17 protein-coding genes are annotated in these 20,383 nt (G+C 40.9%); 12 read left to right on the forward strand and 5 right to left on the reverse strand.

Features of this window, described 5'->3' with window-relative positions; all coding sequences use genetic code 11:
- Positions 1-234: 234 nt before the first annotated feature.
- The 11 genes from galU to ACZRKO_RS05035 all read left to right on the forward strand — a co-directional run bounded on the left by galU (position 235) and on the right by ACZRKO_RS05035 (position 14,315).
- Complete coding sequence (gene galU, locus ACZRKO_RS04985) at positions 235-1,122, forward strand: UTP--glucose-1-phosphate uridylyltransferase GalU (RefSeq protein WP_463736121.1); 888 nt, start codon at positions 235-237, stop codon at positions 1,120-1,122.
- Between the two features lie 451 nt (positions 1,123-1,573).
- Positions 1,574-2,989, forward strand: a complete 1,416-nt coding sequence (locus tag ACZRKO_RS04990) for a mannose-1-phosphate guanylyltransferase/mannose-6-phosphate isomerase (RefSeq protein WP_463736122.1) — start codon at positions 1,574-1,576, stop codon at positions 2,987-2,989.
- A 13-nt stretch (positions 2,990-3,002) separates the two neighbouring features.
- A complete protein-coding gene (locus tag ACZRKO_RS04995) occupies positions 3,003-4,370 on the forward strand; it encodes a phosphohexomutase domain-containing protein (protein ID WP_463736123.1) in 1,368 nt (455 codons plus the stop codon).
- 27 nt (positions 4,371-4,397) lie between these two features.
- Positions 4,398-5,174, forward strand: coding sequence for an ABC transporter permease (locus tag ACZRKO_RS05000; RefSeq protein ID WP_463736124.1), 777 nt, complete (start codon positions 4,398-4,400; stop codon positions 5,172-5,174).
- Positions 5,175-5,184: 10 nt separating this feature from the next.
- On the forward strand, positions 5,185-5,895 hold the full coding sequence (locus ACZRKO_RS05005; protein ID WP_463736125.1) for an ABC transporter ATP-binding protein: 711 nt from the start codon (positions 5,185-5,187) through the stop codon (positions 5,893-5,895).
- Complete coding sequence (locus ACZRKO_RS05010; protein WP_463736126.1) at positions 5,895-8,804, forward strand: glycosyltransferase; 2,910 nt, start codon at positions 5,895-5,897, stop codon at positions 8,802-8,804. Before ACZRKO_RS05005 ends, ACZRKO_RS05010 begins: the two co-directional genes overlap by 1 nt.
- A complete protein-coding gene (locus tag ACZRKO_RS05015; RefSeq protein WP_463736127.1) occupies positions 8,805-9,713 on the forward strand; it encodes an NAD-dependent epimerase/dehydratase family protein in 909 nt (302 codons plus the stop codon).
- A 127-nt stretch (positions 9,714-9,840) separates the two neighbouring features.
- Positions 9,841-10,884, forward strand: coding sequence for an acyltransferase family protein (locus tag ACZRKO_RS05020; protein ID WP_463736128.1), 1,044 nt, complete (start codon positions 9,841-9,843; stop codon positions 10,882-10,884).
- A gap of 37 nt (positions 10,885-10,921) precedes the next feature.
- Positions 10,922-11,956 carry a GDP-mannose 4,6-dehydratase gene (gene gmd, locus ACZRKO_RS05025; RefSeq protein ID WP_463736129.1) on the forward strand — a complete coding sequence of 345 codons (1,035 nt, stop codon included), beginning with the start codon at positions 10,922-10,924 and terminating at the stop codon, positions 11,954-11,956.
- A gap of 52 nt (positions 11,957-12,008) precedes the next feature.
- A complete protein-coding gene (locus ACZRKO_RS05030) occupies positions 12,009-13,151 on the forward strand; it encodes a glycosyltransferase family 4 protein (protein WP_463736130.1) in 1,143 nt (380 codons plus the stop codon).
- 51 nt (positions 13,152-13,202) lie between these two features.
- Positions 13,203-14,315 carry a glycosyltransferase family 4 protein gene (locus ACZRKO_RS05035; protein ID WP_463736131.1) on the forward strand — a complete coding sequence of 371 codons (1,113 nt, stop codon included), beginning with the start codon at positions 13,203-13,205 and terminating at the stop codon, positions 14,313-14,315.
- Between the two features lie 71 nt (positions 14,316-14,386).
- Here ACZRKO_RS05035 and rfbA read toward each other — a convergent pair whose 3' ends face one another.
- Together rfbA and rfbB are read right to left on the reverse strand one after the other, a co-directional pair.
- Entirely contained in the window at positions 14,387-15,250 is an 864-nt protein-coding gene (gene rfbA / locus ACZRKO_RS05040) for a glucose-1-phosphate thymidylyltransferase RfbA (RefSeq protein ID WP_463736132.1), read from the reverse strand.
- Positions 15,251-15,266: 16 nt separating this feature from the next.
- Positions 15,267-16,331 carry a dTDP-glucose 4,6-dehydratase gene (gene rfbB, locus ACZRKO_RS05045; RefSeq protein WP_463736133.1) on the reverse strand — a complete coding sequence of 355 codons (1,065 nt, stop codon included), beginning with the start codon at positions 16,329-16,331 and terminating at the stop codon, positions 15,267-15,269.
- Positions 16,332-16,743: 412 nt separating this feature from the next.
- On the opposite strand from rfbB, the gene gndA reads away from it, so the two are divergent.
- A complete protein-coding gene (gene gndA, locus ACZRKO_RS05050) occupies positions 16,744-18,153 on the forward strand; it encodes an NADP-dependent phosphogluconate dehydrogenase (protein WP_463736134.1) in 1,410 nt (469 codons plus the stop codon).
- A gap of 96 nt (positions 18,154-18,249) precedes the next feature.
- Here the strand turns inward: gndA and hisIE are convergent, their stop codons facing one another.
- Genes hisIE through hisA form a run of 3 tightly spaced genes read right to left on the reverse strand, consistent with a single transcriptional unit; the run spans position 18,250 to position 20,380 of the window.
- Positions 18,250-18,861: a bifunctional phosphoribosyl-AMP cyclohydrolase/phosphoribosyl-ATP diphosphatase HisIE gene (gene hisIE / locus ACZRKO_RS05055; protein ID WP_463737473.1), complete on the reverse strand. Its 612-nt coding sequence runs from the start codon at positions 18,859-18,861 to the stop codon at positions 18,250-18,252.
- Between the two features lie 26 nt (positions 18,862-18,887).
- Positions 18,888-19,661: an imidazole glycerol phosphate synthase subunit HisF gene (gene hisF / locus ACZRKO_RS05060; protein WP_463736135.1), complete on the reverse strand. Its 774-nt coding sequence runs from the start codon at positions 19,659-19,661 to the stop codon at positions 18,888-18,890.
- The gene (hisA, locus tag ACZRKO_RS05065; RefSeq protein WP_463736136.1) at positions 19,643-20,380 is read right to left on the reverse strand and encodes a 1-(5-phosphoribosyl)-5-[(5-phosphoribosylamino)methylideneamino]imidazole-4-carboxamide isomerase; all 738 of its coding nucleotides are present in this window, start codon (positions 20,378-20,380) and stop codon (positions 19,643-19,645) included. Before hisA ends, hisF begins: the two co-directional genes overlap by 19 nt.
- Positions 20,381-20,383: the final 3 nt, after the last annotated feature.

The following is a 20,383-nucleotide window of genomic DNA, read 5'->3' on the forward strand; positions in this document are numbered from 1 at the left end:
AGTCTTTCGCTTAACGTTTATGGGTGCTTACTGGTATCTTATTAGCAAGTGTGAAATGAGTCGATGATGCTGCACGCACTCTCATGTGACCCTTAAGGTCTATACTGGTGTAAGAGTATGTGGCGCTAAGAAAGAAATTGCTTAAACAGTTTCAGTACAGTGAGTGACCAAACCGTTTTGATATTCTAACTGGCTGAATTTTCGAATTATTGGTTTCAAGGAGTATCCTTTACAATGTTAAAAGCTGTCATCCCTGTTGCCGGTCTTGGCACACGTATGTTGCCTGCAACGAAAGCCATTCCTAAAGAAATGTTGCCGATCGTTGATAAGCCACTCATTCAATACATTGTTAATGAATGTGCTGCCGCGGGTATTAAAGAAATCATCCTGGTGACTCACTCATCCAAAAATGCTATTGAAAACCACTTCGATACCTCTTTCGAGCTGGAAAGCATGCTCGAGTCGCGCGTTAAGCGCCAGCTGTTGGAAGAAGTGCAGTCTATCTGCCCGAAAGGCGTGACGATCATGAACGTGCGTCAGGGTCAGTCAAAAGGCCTGGGCCACGCTGTACTGTGCGCAAAACCACTGATTGGCAATTCTCCTTTCGCCGTTATCCTGCCAGACGTTCTGATGGACGACTCAACCAGCGATCTGCGCAAAGATAACCTTGCCGCCATGCTGGCACGTTTTAAAGAAACGGGGAACAGCCAGGTTATGGTTGAAGAAGTACCAGAAGAAGATGTTTCTAAATATGGTGTGGTTGATTGCAATGGCGTTGAAGGCGAACCGGGTAAAAGTACGCCAATGACTGCTATTGTTGAAAAACCGGATCAGAAAGATGCTCCGTCAAATCTGGCAGTAGTAGGGCGTTATGTTTTCTCAGAAGATATCTGGCCATTGCTGGCAATCACGCCATACGGTGCAGGTAACGAGATCCAGTTGACCGATGCGATTGCACTGCTGATGAAGAAGAAAACCGTCGAAGCATTCACCATGACCGGCCGTTCGCATGACTGTGGCGACAAGCTGGGTTACATGAAAGCCTTCGTCGAGTACGGTATTCGTCATCCTTCGCAGGGTGCAGCGTTTGAGAGCTGGTTGAAAGAGTTTGCTGAGAAGTAAATCCTCAATTTTGCTTATATATCGAGAACAACAAAAGCACTGAAGAACGGTGCTTTTTTGCTTTTTAGTAAATATATGGAGTGCCCAAATGTGTAGCTAACCTCCTAATCTACTATGTAATTTATTTGTTTCTTAGAAAAAACTTTGCGAATAAGAATAAGAGAATTATGTTGGGGAAAAAAAACAGATGTAATGGTAGCATACGCACGCTGAATATTATTCTTACAGAAAAGTGAAAGATATAATAGGTCACGAACTTTGATAGTTATTTCGATAACTAGATTTGAGCATTAAAGCAACGAGTCAGTACTCTACAAAAATTTGTATATGCATGTTGGTAGCTGCAAGCCAAGGGCGGTAGCATGCTTACAATCCTTGATATGACTTTAACTTATTGTTTTTAATGAATTTAATTGGTTTGCTTAGCACTATAAATTTTTGAGGAACAAAAATGTTACTTCCAGTAATCATGGCAGGTGGTACAGGTAGCCGTTTGTGGCCAATGTCAAGAGAGTTGCATCCAAAGCAATTCCTAAGATTGCATGGGCAGAGCTCTATGCTACAGGAAACACTGAACCGCCTTGATGGAATAAACGTTCGAGAGCCGGTAGTGATATGCAACACTGAGCACAGATTTTTGGTGGCAGAGCAGCTTAGGCAAATAAAAAAATTGTCGCACAATATCATTCTTGAACCAGTTGGACGTAATACTGCTCCTGCGATTGCCTTGGCAGCTCTTAAAGCAATTGCTGATGGTGATGATCCGATTATGCTCGTTCTAGCTGCTGATCATATTATCAATGACAATGCTTCTTTCCATAAAGCGCTTGAAATTGCAACGAAATATGCAGAATCTGGGGCTCTAGTTACTTTTGGTATTATCCCTACTGGTCCGGAAACTGGATATGGATATATACATCGTGGGCAAGAAGCTGAGAATAATGCAGATTCAGTTTTCAAAGTAGAGCGGTTCGTTGAAAAACCTAATTTAGCAACAGCTGAAGAATATTTAAGTTCCGGTGAATATTATTGGAACAGTGGTATGTTCATGTTCCGTGCAAAAAGATATTTACAAGAACTCGAAAAATTTCGTCCTGATATTCTTGATGCATGCAAAAAAGCGATTGAAAAATCAACGGAAGAAGGTGAGTTCATTACGATTGATAAAGAGTTGTTTATTTCTTGTCCTGATGAGTCAATCGATTATGCCGTAATGGAAAAAACAAGCGAAGCTCTTGTGGTGCCTATGGATGCTGGGTGGAGCGATGTTGGTTCATGGTCTGCTCTGTGGGACGTAAGCAAAAAAGATAAAAATAATAATTTTGTTACAGGCGACACATTCATTCATAACACTGATAACTGCTATATAAATACAGATGAAAAGCTCATTGCGGCAATTGGTGTTAATAACTTAGTAATCATAAATACTAAAGATGCCTTACTCGTCGTTAATAAAGAACAAGTACAGGATGTAAAGAAAGTAGTTGAATTCCTCAAATCTAAAGACAGAAGCGAATACAGAAAACATCGAGAAAGTTACCTTCCTTGGGGCCAGTGTGACGTGGTTGTTCAGGAAAATCGTTTCAATGTAAATCGCATTACAGTAAAACCGGGTGAGGCGTTTCAATTGCAAATGCATCACCATAGGGCCGAGCACTGGGTTATATTATCAGGCACAGCCAAAGTTACAATTCAAGACAAGACGTTTCTATTAACAGAAAATCAGTCAACATTTATCCCTATCGGTTCAAGTCATATGCTTGAAAATCCGGGTAAAATACCACTCGAACTATTAGAAGTTCAGTCAGGTTCATATCTTGGTGATGACGATTTTATAGAATTAAAAAAATTATTAGATATTATTTGATCTTGAGGGTCGCATGAAAAATTTAAATTGTTTTAAGGCGTACGATATTAGAGGAAAGTTAGGCGAAGAGTTAAACGAAGATATTGCCTATCGTATTGGTCGAGCATACGCAGAATTCTTAAAGCCGAAAACAGTAGTAGTGGGGGGCGATGTGCGGCTTACTAGTGAGTCCCTGAAGTCAGCATTAGCTAATGGTTTGATGGATGGCGGTACAAATGTATTTGATATCGGTTTGAGTGGAACTGAAGAGGTTTATTTTGCAACATTCCATTTAGGCATTGATGGCGGAATTGAGGTTACAGCAAGCCATAACCCAATGGATTATAATGGTATGAAGCTAGTTTGTGCAGGTGCAAAACCTATTAGTGGTGATACCGGGTTAAAGGACATTAAAAAACTTGCCGAAGAGAATGACTTTACGCATGTTGAGAGCTCAAAACGCGGAACATTAGAGAAGATCAATATTTTGACTGAATATGTTGATCACCTCATGGGCTATATTGATTTTAATAGATTTAAGACTCCCTTAAAACTGGTCATTAATTCAGGAAACGGTGCTGCGGGTCACGTAATTGATGAGATAGAAAAACGATTTAAATCTGCTAAGTGTCCAGTTAGCATCATCAAAGTACACCATGAAGCGAATGGTAATTTCCCTAATGGAATTCCTAATCCTTTATTGCCAGAATGTCGAAAAGCAACATCTGATGCAGTTACATTGCATAGCGCTGATATGGGAATAGCGTTTGATGGCGATTTTGATAGATGCTTCTTTTTCGATGAAAAGTCGCAGTTTATAGAAGGTTATTATTTGGTTGGATTGCTAGCTGAGTCATTTTTACAAAAAGAACCCGGCTCGAAGATTATCCATGATCCACGTTTAACCTGGAATACAAAAGATATTGTTGATAGTGCTGGCGGTATAGCCGTAATGAGTAAAACTGGCCACGCATTTATTAAAGAAAGAATGAGACTAGAAGATGCTGTGTATGGCGGAGAGATGAGTGCCCATCATTATTTCCGTGACTTTGCATATTGCGATAGCGGTATGATCCCCTGGCTTTTAGTGGCAGAGCTTGTTAGCAACAAAGCAGCAAGCCTTGGTTCGTTAGTGAATGACAGAATAGAGTTATATCCAGCATCAGGTGAAATTAATTGCACCGTAAAAGATTCAGAAAAAGTAATACAAAAAATTAAAGAAATCTACCAAGAAAATGCAGTAAATGTCGATTATACCGATGGCTTGAGCATTGAGCATATTAATTGGCGATTCAATTTACGCACATCAAATACAGAGCCGGTTATACGTTTAAATGTTGAATCCAATAACAAAGAACTAATGTTGGAAAAAACTCAGCAAATATTGAATATTATTGATTAAGTTTGGCTTTTTACGAGTGGTGAGTTCATGAGCGGTATAAATGATATTTTAATGACACTGAGGAAAATAAATGTAATTATTTTCTTCGCAAAGACTGATACGGAAGCAAGATATCGCCGTAGTATTTTAGGTCCTTTTTGGTTAACCCTGGGGACGTTAATTGGAGTTCTAGGTTTAGGTATTGTCTGGAGCCAAATATTAAATATTGATAGTCATACCTTCATACCGAACTTAACAGTTGGTTTAGTATGCTGGCAATTAGTTGCTAACACAATTGCAGAGTCGTCATCATTATATATGCGGTCTGGGAGTATTATAAAAAATAGCCCCCAACCGTTCTTCTTCTTTCCATGTCTCTTAGTATCTAAGCATGTAATAAACTTCATACATAATTTCGCTGTCATTATCTTAGTGATGCTTTATTTTAAAGTTTCGGTTAACTTAGAAACACTATTGGTAATACCAGCTTTACTTTTGGTAATTATTAATATGGTGTTTTTAAGCCTTATTTTGGGGTTCATCGGGGCTCGCTTTAGGGATCTGGAGCCGACAGTTACTGCTTTTCTGCCACTGCTATTCTTTATTACACCAATTATATACAAACCTTCGCAAATTAAGATTTCTTCATGGGTAATTGATTTTAATCCGATTGCTTATTATGTAAATATTATTCGAGACCCATTATTAGGGGTTGCAATTCCACAAGAAACAATTACAGGTTTTGCAATAATCACTTGTGTTGTTGTAGTACTTGGTGTTTCGTTGCTTTCATATAAAAAAGACAAAATTTCATTCTGGCTATAAAGGTATTATCATGGCCCATGTTGAGTTAACAGGCGTGTCATTGGATTTTCCAATTTATAACGCTAAGTCAATGTCACTAAGACACAATCTTTTACGATTAGGCACTGGTGGTAAAATTTCATCAGAAGCCGGAAAAAAAGTTCATATCAAAGCGTTAGATGATATTAACCTGTCTATACATGAAGGCGATTCGCTGGGACTCCTTGGGCATAACGGCTCGGGGAAAAGTACGTTGCTGAGGACTATTGCCGGAATATATAAGCCAACTCAGGGTACTATAAACTGTGAAGGTAAGATTAGTACCGTTTTTGAATTGGGTTCTGGTGTAGACCACGAGCTTACGGGTAGAGAAAATATTCTCCGAATGTCAATGTTGCAAGGTGCAAGTTACAAAGAGGCATTTAGCATTCTTGACGAAATTATAGATTTTTCAGGTTTAGGTGATTTTATTGATCTCCCAGTGCGCACTTATTCAAGTGGTATGACGATGAGATTGATGTTTGGTGTTGCTACAAGTGTTAAACCGGAAATTTTCTTGGTAGACGAAATGATTTCAACTGGTGATGAGAATTTTCAAAAAAAAGCAAATTTAAAGATGCAAGAGATTTCTAATACGTCGAAAGTATTTGTACTTGCGTCTCATGATGTTGAAATGATCAAAACTATGTGCAACAAAATTATAAGACTAGAGCATGGAAGAATTGTAGAGGTAATAAGATAATGAAAAAGAATATCTGGTTTGATATGACGACGTCTATGCAATGGACTGGCGGCGTTGTAGGGATCATTCGTGCAGAATTAGAAATTGCTAAGAATTTAAGAAAACTAAATAGCGATATTAAATTTTGTATGGAAGAGAACGGGAACTTCGTCGAGATTAATAAAGAGGCAATTTCATGGCTATGGGAAAGTAATAATGTAGCTGATGCATACCTTGAGAATAGAAAAGTCAGTGTTAAAAATAACAAAGATGCAGAAATTAATAATGCGATTAATATCAAGAATGCTATAAAGAAAGGGCACGATGGGAAGTTAAATAGGTTAAGGAATGCCACCTATTTTTTCATAAGTGTATTGCCCAAACCCCTACAGGGTTTAAGTCTTATCCTTGCATATATCCCACTTAAATTTAGCGAGCTATTGTCATATTTTTATTCTCGTTTGAAAATATTTGGAAGAAAAAAGGATACCACTGTTATAGAAAAAGCTCCTCAGCATCCGTTATCACCTTTTGCTAAAGATGATATTTTTGTTAGCATGGGATGGATGGATTCAAATAAAGAAGATGTCTTAAAGCGGCTCAAAAGAGAAATTAATTTCAATTTAGTTTACCTCGTGTATGATCTTATTCTTATCAATTCTCAGACATCACATCTCTATCATAAAATCGGTTCTGAAAAATTTAAAAAATATTTTAGATGGGCTTCTAATAATTGTGATTTTCTGCTCTTTGGTGGTGAAACTGCAAAGGCGGATGCTTTAAAGTATCAACGTGAACACGGGTACAAGACCCCACCAGGTATGTCGGTTAAATTTGGGTCAGATATTGTTAGTGATCTTCAGGTATCTAAAGAAGATGATGAAAGAATACTGCAGCGTTTAGGCATTAAACGCGATTTTATCATTACCGTCGGTTCGATAGAAGGTCGCAAAAATCACGATGTTCTATACAAGTCTTATTCAATAATGAATTCTAAGTATAATGACGATATACCATTATTAGTTATTATCGGTAAACCAAGCTACCGTAGTGAAGAAATAGTAGATAATATTGTACGAGATCCAACAGTTAATAAAAACATCATACGTATGTCTCCTACTGATATTGAACTAGACTGTCTATATCGGAATTGTAGTTTTACTTTGCTGCCCAGTTTGTATGAAGGGTGGAGCCTAACATTACCGGAAAGTTTGGGGTATGGGAAATTCTGCCTTTGCTCGGATGTGGCACCCTTAAGAGAGATAGGGACAGGATTAGTTGATTTTTTAGATAAACATGATCCGTTTGCTTGGGCTGAAAAAATTCACTTTTACGCCACTAATAAAAATCTATTGGTAGAAAAAGAAAAAATTATCGCTTCTAATTGGATTAATACAACTTGGAACAATTGCGCTGCACAAATTAATCGAATCTATACCGATAATATTCTAGTCGAGAAAAAAAATAGTGATAGTCTCTGGTTCGACTTGACGACATCTTATGCAGTATGGAGAGGAGGGGTCAGCGGGATTATACGAACAGAGTTAGTACTTGCAAAAGAACTCTATAAAAATGGAGTCGATGTAATATTTTTTGCCTATGCATCAGGTGAGGTTTTTATAATCGAAGAGGAACAGTTAGAACTTATTTTTGAGGCTGAAACAATTGATGAAGGTTATGCGAAATTTCAGAGTCACTGGAATCATATGGAATCACATGGTATTGGGAGTCGCATTCCATCAAATCTTTTAAAGATAAGTGATAATCCAATTATTTACCCAGAGTTGCAACATGCTTATAATTATTCACTTTCACGGAAATCGCGGCTTTTGCATTCACTAATATTATTTAGTAGTTTGCTGCCATTCAGTCTAGGTAATAAGGCATTAGACGTTTTATACCGTTTGAAAAATAGAATATTTAAAAGAAAAATTAACGTTGATATTAAAACGCCAGCGTCAATTTCAGATGCAGCATTTAGTAAAAATATTGTACCGTTTAATAAAAATGATATGGTCTTATCAGTCGGTCTGGACTGGACCACGGAATTATTAAAGCTTATTAAAAGCACTAAAGGAGGGGTTGGGTATAAGTTCTGTCAATTAATTTATGATTTAACTCCAGTGATCACCCCTCATCTACATTCTGAACACAATCAAAAAGCTTATCATAATTTTTTGAAAGAGGTATCTGAGGTTGCCGACCATATTTTATATGGTGGGGCCACAGCAATGCGAGATGGATTGAAATATCAGTCACAAAATGGTTGGAAAAGCCCAGAATCTGATTATGTACGTTTTGGGTCGGACATTTCATCTCCTTCAATTAAAAGTGATCAGGGTGAAACTGATAAAGAAATCCTTAAACGTTTAGGGGGCGATGGTGATTTTGTATTGACAGTTGGTACTATTGAAATTAGAAAAAATCATGAGTCTCTCTATAAAGCATATTTGAAAATATTAGAAGACGGTAAATGTCCACCGAAGCTGATTATAATTGGCCGTGTAGGATGGAAAATTTCTGGATTTATAGAATCTTTTGATAATGATGAAAGGATTAAAGATTATATAATCCGCCTATCTCCATCGGACACTGAGTTAGATGCTTTATATCGCAATTGCTTATTTACTTTACTTCCAAGTATGTATGAAGGTTGGAGTTTAACACTCCCAGAGAGTCTTTCATACGGAAAATTATGTTTGACCTCTGATGTAGAACCTTTAAGAGAAGTTGGCAGAGATCTAGTGGATTATATTCACCCATGGGATGTTAATATGTGGGCTGAAAAGATCATGTATTATTATGCAAATCGCACAGAGTTAGAAATAGCAGAAAAGAAAATTAAACAAAGCTGGAAAATAATAACTTGGAACGATTTTGCTAGTGACATAATGATAAAAATCAATGCGTTAAATAATAAGGAGAGTTAAATGGAACGGCGTGTACTTATTACGGGTGCTACTGGCTTTATTGGCTCTCGAATTTATTCCAGCCTCAAAGCGGCTGGAATAACTGTAACGGGTTCGACAACATCTGCTACTAGCACTGATCAAGATATTCAGAATATAAATTTTAATGATCTCAATGCATTGAAACGTTGGGTCGGTGAGTTTTATCCAACGGATGTAATTCATTTGGCCGCTATTACAAATGTAATGCATGGGGATGTCAGTGAGATTTATCGTGTAAATGTTTTATTTAGCGAAAATTTATTAAGTGCAGTTTCCGAGATCTGCCCTAAGGGGACGTCTGTTATCATGACAAGTACTGCAGGTGTTTATGGGAATAATGCTGCTCAACACTTACACGAAGAACTCAGGCCCTATCCAAATAATCATTATTCTTATAGCAAAATGATTATGGAATCATTATGTGATAATTTTAGGGATGAGCTCAATATTAGAATTGTTCGACCTTTCAATATAATAGGGAAAGGCCAAAGTATTAACTTTTTAATACCCAAACTTGTTTCTAGATTTGCATCGGGAGAAAATTCAATCTCTTTAGGTAATATAGATTCGGTAAGAGACTACATTTCAGTCGAAGATTGTGTCTCGGTATATAACCATCTTATTCTTTCAGGGCACAGTTATGACGGTGCCTTGAATATATGCTCCGGTACAGGCCACAGTGCAAGAGAGGCTATTTCAATATTAGAGGAAATAGCATCTTATCGAATGGATTATCAAATAAATAATACCTTTGTACGTAAAAACGAAGTGTGGCGTTTAGTTGGGGATACAACCAAACTGAAATCCATTGATGTTGGTAAGAGCTTTATCAATGATAACTTTAATAAGATTTTAAAAGATATGTACATTTCTTATAAAGGTGAATAGACGATATGGGTGAACTATATCTGGTTATTGGTGCTATAGGCGTTCTTGGGTTCGCATTAGTGTTATGTAGAGTGTTCGGTTTTTTTTATAATGTACAACCTACTATGATCTTAAATTTGAACCTAATTTGGAAATCTTAAGAGGATGCGCTGCTTTTCTTGTATTTCTAGCGCATACATCTATGTACTTTGGTTATCTGGCTCCAAAATATCTTATATCAACCTACTCCGGTGCCGCAGGTGTGAATGTTTTTTTCATGCTTACGGCGTATCTTTTTTGGACGCAAGTTGTAGAAAGAAGGATTGACTTTAATACTTTTTTAAAGAAGCGAATTTATAGGTTAGTCCCTTTGGCCGTCTTAGTAATTACAGTTATTACATTGGCGGACTATTTTATTTCATATCGTGGCATACCTACAAGATTAAATATAATAAACTATATTAAAAATTTATCATTTGGTTTTGGTGGTGTGAATGATATATTTACTACAAATATGTACCTTCGAATCAATACCATTTGGACGCTCAAATGGGAGTGGTCATTATATTTGTTTTTACCAGTTCTTGCTGTGTTTCCGAGAAAGATAGTTCTTTTGGGTTTTCTTCTTTTCTTTACAGTCCTTTTTACTGATATAAATGAAATTTTTAGCGGAAGTTCGGATTTCGTATTTCTTTTTGCATTTTATCTCGGTGCTCATGCAGTATATATAAAGAAGCGGCTGGATGGTTCAATACACATGAAAAAGTGGGTCGCAAATATCAGTTTATTCATGGGTGTCGGAATCACAGCGATATATATCTATCATGGCGAGGGAGTTGGCGTTCAATATAAATCGTTGTGGTGCACTGTTTCATCATATTTTATTTTTATTTATTTTTTAAACGCTAGGTTAAATGTTCGTGGTTTTATTTCCTCAACACTACAACAGTTAGGTAAAGTAAGTTATTCTTTTTATCTGTGGCACCTTAGTATCAACTATTATGGTATTAAGATTGTTAAGAGATTATTTGTCACACATGAAGATGTTTTTTTCGCTAGTACGTTCAATTATGTTCTTTTGGGTTTGTTTTTTGTCATGATATCTTTATTTATATCATTTGCTTCTTATAAGTATATTGAGGAATTTTTCCTTAAGAAAGCAAAGACATTAAATGAAAATCGAATGATATAGTTGTTGTTATGAATATGTTTCGAATATGAGGTTAATAATGAAAACTGCAGTTGTTACTGGTATTACTGGACAAGATGGCGCATATTTGGCTGAGCTTTTACTTGAAAAAGGTTATAAGGTATTTGGCACTTACCGCCGTACAAGTTCTGTTAACTTCTGGAGAGCCGAGGAACTCAATATTCTTAATCATCCGAATTTAGAGTTGGTTGAGTATGATTTGACTGATTTCCCATCAACACTTCGCTTAATTGAAAAATCATCGCCTGATGAAGTATACAATTTGGCCGCTCAAAGTTTCGTCGGTGTGTCTTTTGACCAGCCTCATACCACTGCTGAAATAACTGGTGTAGGGGCACTTAATATACTCGAAGCGATCCGTATTATTAATCCTAAGATTCGCTTTTATCAAGCATCTACTTCTGAAATGTTTGGCAAAGTACAAGAAATTCCTCAAACTGAAACTACACCATTTTATCCTCGTAGTCCTTATGGTGTGGCTAAGCTTTATGCTCATTGGATTACAATCAACTATCGTGAAAGCTACGATATTTTTGCTTGTAGCGGCATTCTCTTTAATCACGAATCCCCATTACGTGGTAAAGAATTTGTTACTAGAAAGATCACAGACACAGTCGCTAAAATTAAGTTAGGCAAAGCGGAAGTGTTAGAGCTTGGTAATATGGATGCCAAACGCGATTGGGGTTTTGCTAAAGAATACGTTGAAGGTATGTGGCGAATGCTTCAGGCCGATATTGCTGACAGCTATGTGCTTGCCACCAACCGTACAGAAACAGTACGTGATTTCGTAAGCATGGCGTTTAAAGCAGCAGGGTATGAGCTTCGTTTTGAAGGAAAAGATGAGAAGGAAATTGGGATTGATATTGCTACCAATAAAGTGTTAGTTAAGGTCAATCCGAAATTCTATCGGCCAGCAGAAGTTGAATTGTTGATTGGTAATCCGGCTAAGGCTAAAGAAGCATTAGGTTGGGAGCCATCCACAACACTGGAGCAGCTGTGCTCGATGATGATTGAAGCTGACATTAAACGAAATCGTAATGGCATGACCTTCTAATATTAGAAAATTTCGGCCCAGCCTTAGTGCTGGGCCGAAACGGGGTAATCAAGTGAAAGTAATAATATCTACTGACTCAGTTAAATATCCTCTAACAGGAATAGGTCGTTATACTTATGAGTTAATTATGGCATTTAAAACTCATGAGTGCTTTGATGATTTGAAATTTTTGAGTGGTTATAAATTGCTCGATGATTTTTACTATTTGCCTGGTGCTCCCATTCATAGTTCTGTTTCGGGTCTAATTAATCGCCTAAAAAAGACACCACTAGTTGACTTGTATCGCATTGTTTCCCCTTTATTGAAATCTCATACACTTTCCAAATATGAAGAGTATCTTTTCCATGGTACAAATTTTCATGTTCCGAAATTTGATGGGATGAGTGTTTCAACTTTTCACGATCTGTCGCCCTTTACAATGTCCCATTGTATTGAACCCTCAAGAGCCAGATATTTACGTAAGCAGTTATTAAAGACTATTGAAAACTCGAATCATTTTATAACTGATACAGAATATACTCGCAAAGAATTCATTGATTATTTTAATATCCATGAAAGCAGAGTACATGCTGTTCACTTGGCCTGTTCGGATGAGTTTAAGCCCTCAGCTTTTGATGTTTCCTCATCAATAATGTCTAAATTCGGTCTCAAGTTTAAAGAGTATGTGTTATGTGTGAGTACTATTGAACCAAGAAAAAATATCAATAATTTAATTTTGGCTTATACAAAACTGGACTCTAATGTTAAAAAAAAATATCCATTAGTTTTAGTTGGGCACAAAGGGTGGTGTAGCGAGGATTCGCATAAACTAATTGAAAAATACAAGCATGAAGGTTGGCTATATTATCTGGATTTTGTAGATAATAAAGAATTACCTATTGTGTATTCTTCCGCTAAAGCTTTCATTTTCCCTTCGATCTATGAAGGTTTTGGTTTGCCCATTCTTGAGGCTATGAGTTCTGGCGTGCCGGTTATTTGCTCTTCAGCATCATGTTTGCCGGAAGTTGCTGGAAATGCCGCTTTATACTTCGATCCTAATGATATAGATGATTTGACGAAAGTTATTTCAGACTCGATACAAGATTGTGATTTGTTAGATAAACTAGCAATTGAGGGAATGCAGCACTCTAAGAAATTTTCGTGGTCAAAGTGTGCCAATGATACCAAAAATGTATATGATAAAATCATGCGTTAATTTTATTTAATGACTTTTAAAGCTTTATTAGCTCCATAGGACATTGCATTTATGCTAAAAATCCTTCATTTTTATAAGACCTATTATCCTGATACCTTCGGTGGAATTGAACAAGTCATATACCAATTAAGCGAAGGCGGAAGTGATTTTGATTTTCAGTCAGAGGTACTCTCATTGAGCCCTCGTGGGAAAATTGAAGGTTCATCTATTTCAAAACATATTTCCCACTGTGAAAGTATCAACTTTGTCGTAGCCTCTACACCATTTTCTTGGACAGCGCTGAAACGCTTTAAGCAACTAGCTGAACAAGCCGATATTATCCACTATCATTTCCCTTTTCCTTTTATGGATATGGTGCATTTTATTAGTGGAGTCAAAAAACCGACGGTTGTGAGTTATCACTCCGACATAGTTAAGCAAAAGTCTCTTCTTAAAGTCTATACGCCACTGATGGAAGCCTTTCTTTCAAGGGTCGATAGAATAGTTGCAGCCTCGCCAAACTATGTTGAGACTAGTCATGTTTTGCAGAAGTTTAAAAGTAAGGTAAGTGTCATACCCTATGGCCTTGATGAGCACTCTTATCCAGATTCCTCAGAATATAATTTAGAAAAGTGGCGTAAAATTCTCCCCTCTAAATTTTTCTTATTTATTGGTGCATTCCGCTATTATAAGGGGTTGCATATTCTGCTTGAGGCATCTCAAGGACGCGACTATCCCATCGTTATCGTCGGTTCGGGGCCAGCAGAAAATGATTTAAAGAAACAGGTCGAAGAATTGGGGCTCACCAATGTTCATTTCGTTGGTGCGCTAGAAAACGAAGATAAAAACGTTTTGCTCGAACTATGTTATGCAGTAGTTTTCCCTTCTCATTTGCGCTCTGAGGCTTTTGGGATATCCTTGCTTGAAGGTGCTATGTATCGAAAGCCACTTATTTCATGTGAAATAGGTACTGGGACAACATTTATCAACATTGATAAAGTCACGGGAATAGCTGTACCGCCTTGTGATACTGATGCTCTTGGCAAGGCCATGGAAGTACTGTGGGATAGTCCAGAGTTGGCTAAAGAATACGGAGCCAACGCAAGGCTCAGGTATGAAGCTGTATTCACCTCAAAACAGATGGTCGAAAAATACAGTCAGCTTTACCACAGCCTTATTCAATGAAAACTTGAGTAATCTCACCAAGTTAACGCGCCGGATTTACCGGCGTTTTAAATAAATTATATTTCCGATTCTTATCCTAGTAGGCCCTTCAGATAGATCCCATATGGAGATTTTGCAAGTTTTTCAGCATGCTCCGCTAATCGAGATTTACTCAACCAACCCTTCCTAAAAGCAATCTCCTCCAAACACGCCACTTTAAATCCCTGACGTTTTTCAATGGTATGAATGAACTGCGAGGCTTCAATTAGACTATCGTGGGTACCTGTATCTAACCAGGCATAGCCGCGCCCTAATAGCTCAACCTTAAGATCTTTCTTTTCGAGGTAGCTATTTATTACACTGGTGATTTCCAGTTCGCCACGTGGGGAGGGTTTAACTTTTTTGGCTATCTCAACCACATTCTTGTCGAAGAAATAAAGCCCGGTGATAGCCCATTTGGACTTTGGTTTTGAAGGCTTCTCCTCAATAGAGAGTGCATTGTAGTTTTCATCAAACTCAATTACGCCAAAGCGTTCAGGGTCAGTGACCTGATAACCAAATATGGTTGCGCCTTCGTTTTTATTTGCGGCTTGTTCTAGCTTCGGGCCAAAACCTTGGCCAAAGTAGACGTTGTCACCGAGTACCAATGCGCAACTATCTCCGTCGATAAACTCTTCCCCAATTAGAAAAGCTTGGGCCAAGCCATCTGGAGAGGGTTGTACCTTATAGGAGAGTGAAATACCAAATTGCGAGCCGTCACCAAGCAGGCGTTGGAATGCGGACATATCCTCAGGAGTGGTGATAATGAGGATGTCCCTAATTCCCGCGAGCATCAGGGTGGAAAGAGGATAATAAATCATCGGTTTATCATAAACAGGCAGCAGCTGCTTTGATACACCGAGCGTGAGGGGATACAACCGGGTGCCAGAACCGCCAGCGAGAACAATGCCTTTCATTATTTATTTCCTTAATTTAACGGTTCAAGCCCAAACGCTCGCCTTGATAGGCACCGGCTCTTATTGTGTCGCACCACTCTTGATTGGCAAGATACCATTCGACGGTTTTGCGGATGCCTGACTCGAAGGTTTCTTGTGGTCTCCAGCCGAGTTCACGCTCGATTTTACTGGCATCAATGGCATAACGTTCATCGTGCCCCGGGCGGTCAGCAACAAATGTAATGAGCTGCTGATATTCTTGAATACCTGCCGGTTTTACAGGGTGAAGCTCATCGAGCAGGCCGCAAATCGTTTTTACCACATCGATATTTTTCTGTTCATTATGGCCACCTACATTATAGGTTTCACCGACCCGGCCTTTGGTTACCACCTCATAAAGCGCTCTTGCATGGTCATCAACATAAAGCCAGTCACGAATCTGGCCACCGTCGCCATACACTGGCAGAGGTTTGCCGGCCAGAGCATTGAGAATCACCAGTGGGATCAGCTTTTCAGGGAAATGGTAAGGACCGTAATTGTTGGAGCAATTAGTGATTATTGTTGGTAAGCCGTAGGTTCTCTGCCAGGCTCGAACTAAATGGTCGCTTGATGCCTTTGATGCAGAGTAGGGGCTACTTGGCGCGTAAGGCGTCTGTTCAGTAAAAAGCGAGTGTTCATCCTCCAGGTCCCCGAAAACTTCATCAGTCGAAATGTGATGAAAACGAAAAGCGAGCTTTTGGTCCTGATTCAATGCAGACCAAAATTTCCGCGCGGCTTCGAGTAAGACGTAAGTCCCCACGATGTTGGTTTCTATGAAAGCCGCAGGCCCATCGATAGAACGATCCACATGGCTTTCAGCGGCAAGATGCATGACAGCGTCGGGCTGAAAATCGTTAAACAGCGCATTGATAGCCTGATGGTCGCAAATGTTAACTTTGGTGAATTGATAGCGCGGACTGGCTGAGACGGCTTCCAGAGTAGAGAGGTTGCCAGCATAGGTTAGGCTATCAACTACCAGCACTGTATCTGATGTATTTTCAATCAGATAGCGAACAACAGCAGAGCCAATAAAGCCCGCTCCTCCCGTCACCATAATCTTCATTTATACTACTCACTTATAGAATTGATTGTTCTGCGTTGGCAAAGCAGGTTCATAATGCCGTCAGGATATAATTTTTAGCCGCAATGTTGTATCACCTCGGCGTAATTTGCGAATCAGCCCTATTTGTTTGCTCAGCGAATAGGCCGAAATGATTATCACTGTGCAGAAAAGCTCTTTTTTACCTGCACTAAGGGCATGTTACCGGTAAAGTAATCTAGCTTGGTGAGTCCTGAGAGGGTAACGCTTCGTATCACTTCTTCGGAAGATTGTTATGGATGCGATAGGTTCACCCTCTCGAAAACTCATGTACAATGCTGGTGTTCATTTGTATAGCTCAGTGGGCTTAAACCTACTTATAACAGGGGTTTAGCTCATAAACTGGGCAATCAACTATTTCAGACAGGAGTTGCTAATGTCCAAACAACAGATCGGCGTTGTCGGTATGGCGGTCATGGGCCGTAACCTCGCGCTTAACATTGAAAGCCGTGGTTATTCCGTTTCCATTTTTAACCGTTCAGGCGATAAGACTGATGAAGTGATCGCTGAAAACCCGGGTAAAAATCTGGTCCCGCACTACAGCGTCGAAGAGTTTGTTGACTCGCTGGAAAAACCACGCCGTATCCTGCTAATGGTGAAAGCAGGCGAAGCGACAGACAAAACCATCGCATCATTGACTCCGCACCTGGATAAAGGTGACATCCTCATCGATGGTGGCAACACTTACTACAAAGACACTATTCGACGTAACCGCGAACTGTCTGAACAAGGTTTTAACTTCATCGGTACCGGCGTTTCCGGCGGTGAAGAGGGCGCATTGAAAGGCCCATCCATCATGCCTGGCGGTCAGAAAGAAGCTTACGCACTGGTTGCGCCAATCCTCGAACAAATTGCAGCCCGTGCAGAAGATGGCGAAGCTTGTGTGGCTTACATCGGCGCTGATGGTGCTGGTCATTACGTTAAGATGGTTCACAACGGTATCGAATACGGTGACATGCAGCTTATCGCTGAAGCCTATTCCCTGTTGAAACAGTCTCTGGGCCTTAGCAATGAAGAGCTGGCTAGCACCTTCGTTGACTGGAACAAAGGCGAGTTGAACAGCTACCTCATCGACATCACCAAAGATATCTTCACCAAGAAAGACGAAGAAGGTAAATACCTGGTTGATGTGATTTTGGATGAAGCAGCCAACAAAGGCACCGGCAAATGGACCAGCCAGAGCTCCTTAGATCTCGGTGAACCTCTGACCCTGATAACCGAGTCTGTGTTTGCCCGTTACCTCTCCTCGTTGAAAGACCAGCGCGTTGCGGCTTCTAAAGTTCTGACTGGCCCAACGGTTAAACCTTTCACTGGTGACAAAGCGGAATTCATCGAAAAAATCCGTCGTGCGTTGTATCTGGGTAAGATCGTCTCTTATGCTCAGGGCTTCTCACAGCTGAAGGCTGCATCAGAAGAAAACAACTGGGATCTGCATTACGGCGAAATCGCTAAGATTTTTCGCGCCGGTTGTATTATCCGCGCTCAGTTCTTGCAGAAAATCACCGATGCCTACGCTGAAAACGCGTCTATCGCTAACCTGCTGCTAGCGCCGTACTTCAAAAACATCGCTGACGAATATCAGCAAGCGCTGCGTGATGTGGTCTCTTATGCCGTTCAGAACGGTATCCCGACCCCAACATTCTCAGCTGCGATCAACTACTACGACAGCTACCGTTCAGCGGTACTGCCTGCTAACCTGATCCAGGCACAGCGTGACTACTTTGGTGCGCATACTTATAAACGCACTGACAAAGATGGCGTTTTCCACACCGAATGGTTGGATTAATCAGCTGACGGCGTACGGTCTGTGCGCCCATAAAAAAAACCGCCTTTGCTGACGCATTGGCGGTTTTTTTTCATCTGTGATTCAGGGATGAGAGAATTACTTCTTGTGCCTCTGACGCAAATTCTCAATCACTGCACTGAAGTTCAAGTCTTGATCCTGCAGTAACACCAGCAGGTGATACATCAAATCTGAAGCTTCATTGGTGAGTTCGAAACGGTCGTTAACAGTGGCGGCCAGCGCGGTTTCTACGCCTTCTTCACCGACTTTCTGCGCAATACGCTTTGTACCGCTGGCGTAGAGTTTTGCGGTATACGAGCTTTCCGGATCGGCATTTTTGCGTGACGCCAGTAACTCTTCCAGCTGGAATAAGAATCCCCAGTCGGTAGCCGCGGGGTGGAAGCAGCTGTTATTGCCTTTGTGGCAGGTTGGGCCAATTGGATTGACCAGAGCCAGCAGGGTGTCGTTATCGCAATCCGGGTAAATGCTTACCAAATCGAGGTAATTGCCTGAGCTTTCGCCTTTGGTCCACAGGCGCTGTTTAGTGCGCGAATAGAAAGTCACTTTACCGGATGATTGCGTGACACCCAGCGCTTCCTGATTCATATAACCCATCATCAATACTTCACCAGACACCGCATGCTGCACGACAACGGGCATCAGGTTATCCACTTTTTCCCAGTCCAGCTGATTAATCTGCTGTTCAGTCAGTCGGCTGTTGTTCAAAATTTCATTGCTCACAAGCGGATCTCCACGCCATTTTCGGCCAGGAAGCTTTTCAGCTCGCCGATATTAATAATTTGTTTGTGGAACACGGATGCCGCCAGGGCGCCATCGACATTCGCCTGCTGGAATGCGTCGAGGAAATGCTGAGGCGTTCCCGCGCCGCCGGACGCAATCAGTGGCACACGACACACTTCACGTATCATCTGCAACTGCTGCAAATCATAGCCGTTACGTACGCCGTCCTGATTCATCATATTCAGCACAATTTCACCGGCGCCGCGCTCCTGAACTTCCTTCACCCAATCCAGCGTCTGCCAGGTGGTGATTTTGGTACGCGCTTCATCGCCTGTAAACTGGTGAACCTGGTAAGTGCCAGACTCTGCATCATGCCAGGTGTCGATACCGACTACGATGCACTGTACGCCGAAGCGATCGGCCAGACGGCTTATCAACGTCGGATCAGCCAGTGCTGGCGAGTTAATAGAAATTTTATCTGCACCAAACTGCAGGATTTGCGCTGCGTCTTCCGCGCTTTTAATTCCGCCCGCCACACAGAAGGGAATATCGATCACTTCTGCCACGCGGGACACCCAGCTTTTATCTACCACGCGCCCGTCAGACGAGGCGGTAATATCATAAAACACCAGTTCATCTGCGCCTTCTTCGGCGTAGCGTTTTGCCAGTGGCACGATGTCGCCAATGATCTCATGATTGCGGAACTGCACGCCTTTCACGACCTGGCCGTTTTTAACGTCCAGGCAAGGAATTATCCGTTTTGCCAGCATGAGATTGCCTCCGTCACGCTAAATTTACCGTCGAGCAGTGCGCGCCCGACAATTACGCCTTCTACGCCGCTGTCACGCAACTGTGCGATATCATCCAGTGAACCGATACCGCCTGAAGCCTGAAAAGCGATCTGCGGATAGCGTGCAGTCACTTCACGGTAAAGTTCGACGTTCGACCCCGCCAGTGTGCCATCGCGTGAAATATCGGTACAAAGCACGTGTTTCAGGCCGAACGGTAAATACTGTTCGACGACCTGCTCCAGCGTCGCGTTGGAGTTCTCCTGCCAGCCGCTGATGGCAACATTTTTAATGCCATTGGCATCAATGCGTACATCGAGCGCCAACACCAGCGCGTCAGCACCGAAACGGTTGAACCAATTCTGTACGGTGTCAGGATCTTTAACCGCCGTTGAGCCAACGACGACGCGGGTTGCACCCGCGGATAGCAAAGCTTCTACGTCCTGTTCATTACGGATGCCGCCGCCAACCTGCACAGGAACAGTGACACCCGCCAGCAGTTTTTGCAGCAGAGGGATCTGGCGCGCAGCCGGGTCTTTGGCACCGGTCAAATCCACCAGATGCAGTACTTCTGCGCCCTGACGCTGATAATCCTGTAAGCGTGGCAGCGGATCGCTGCCATAGTCGCGCTGCTGGCCGTAGTCACCCTGATGCAAACGCACCACGCTGCCGTCGATCAAATCCAAAGCGGGAATAATCATGGT

The organism is Ewingella sp. C233 (genome assembly GCF_055407225.1).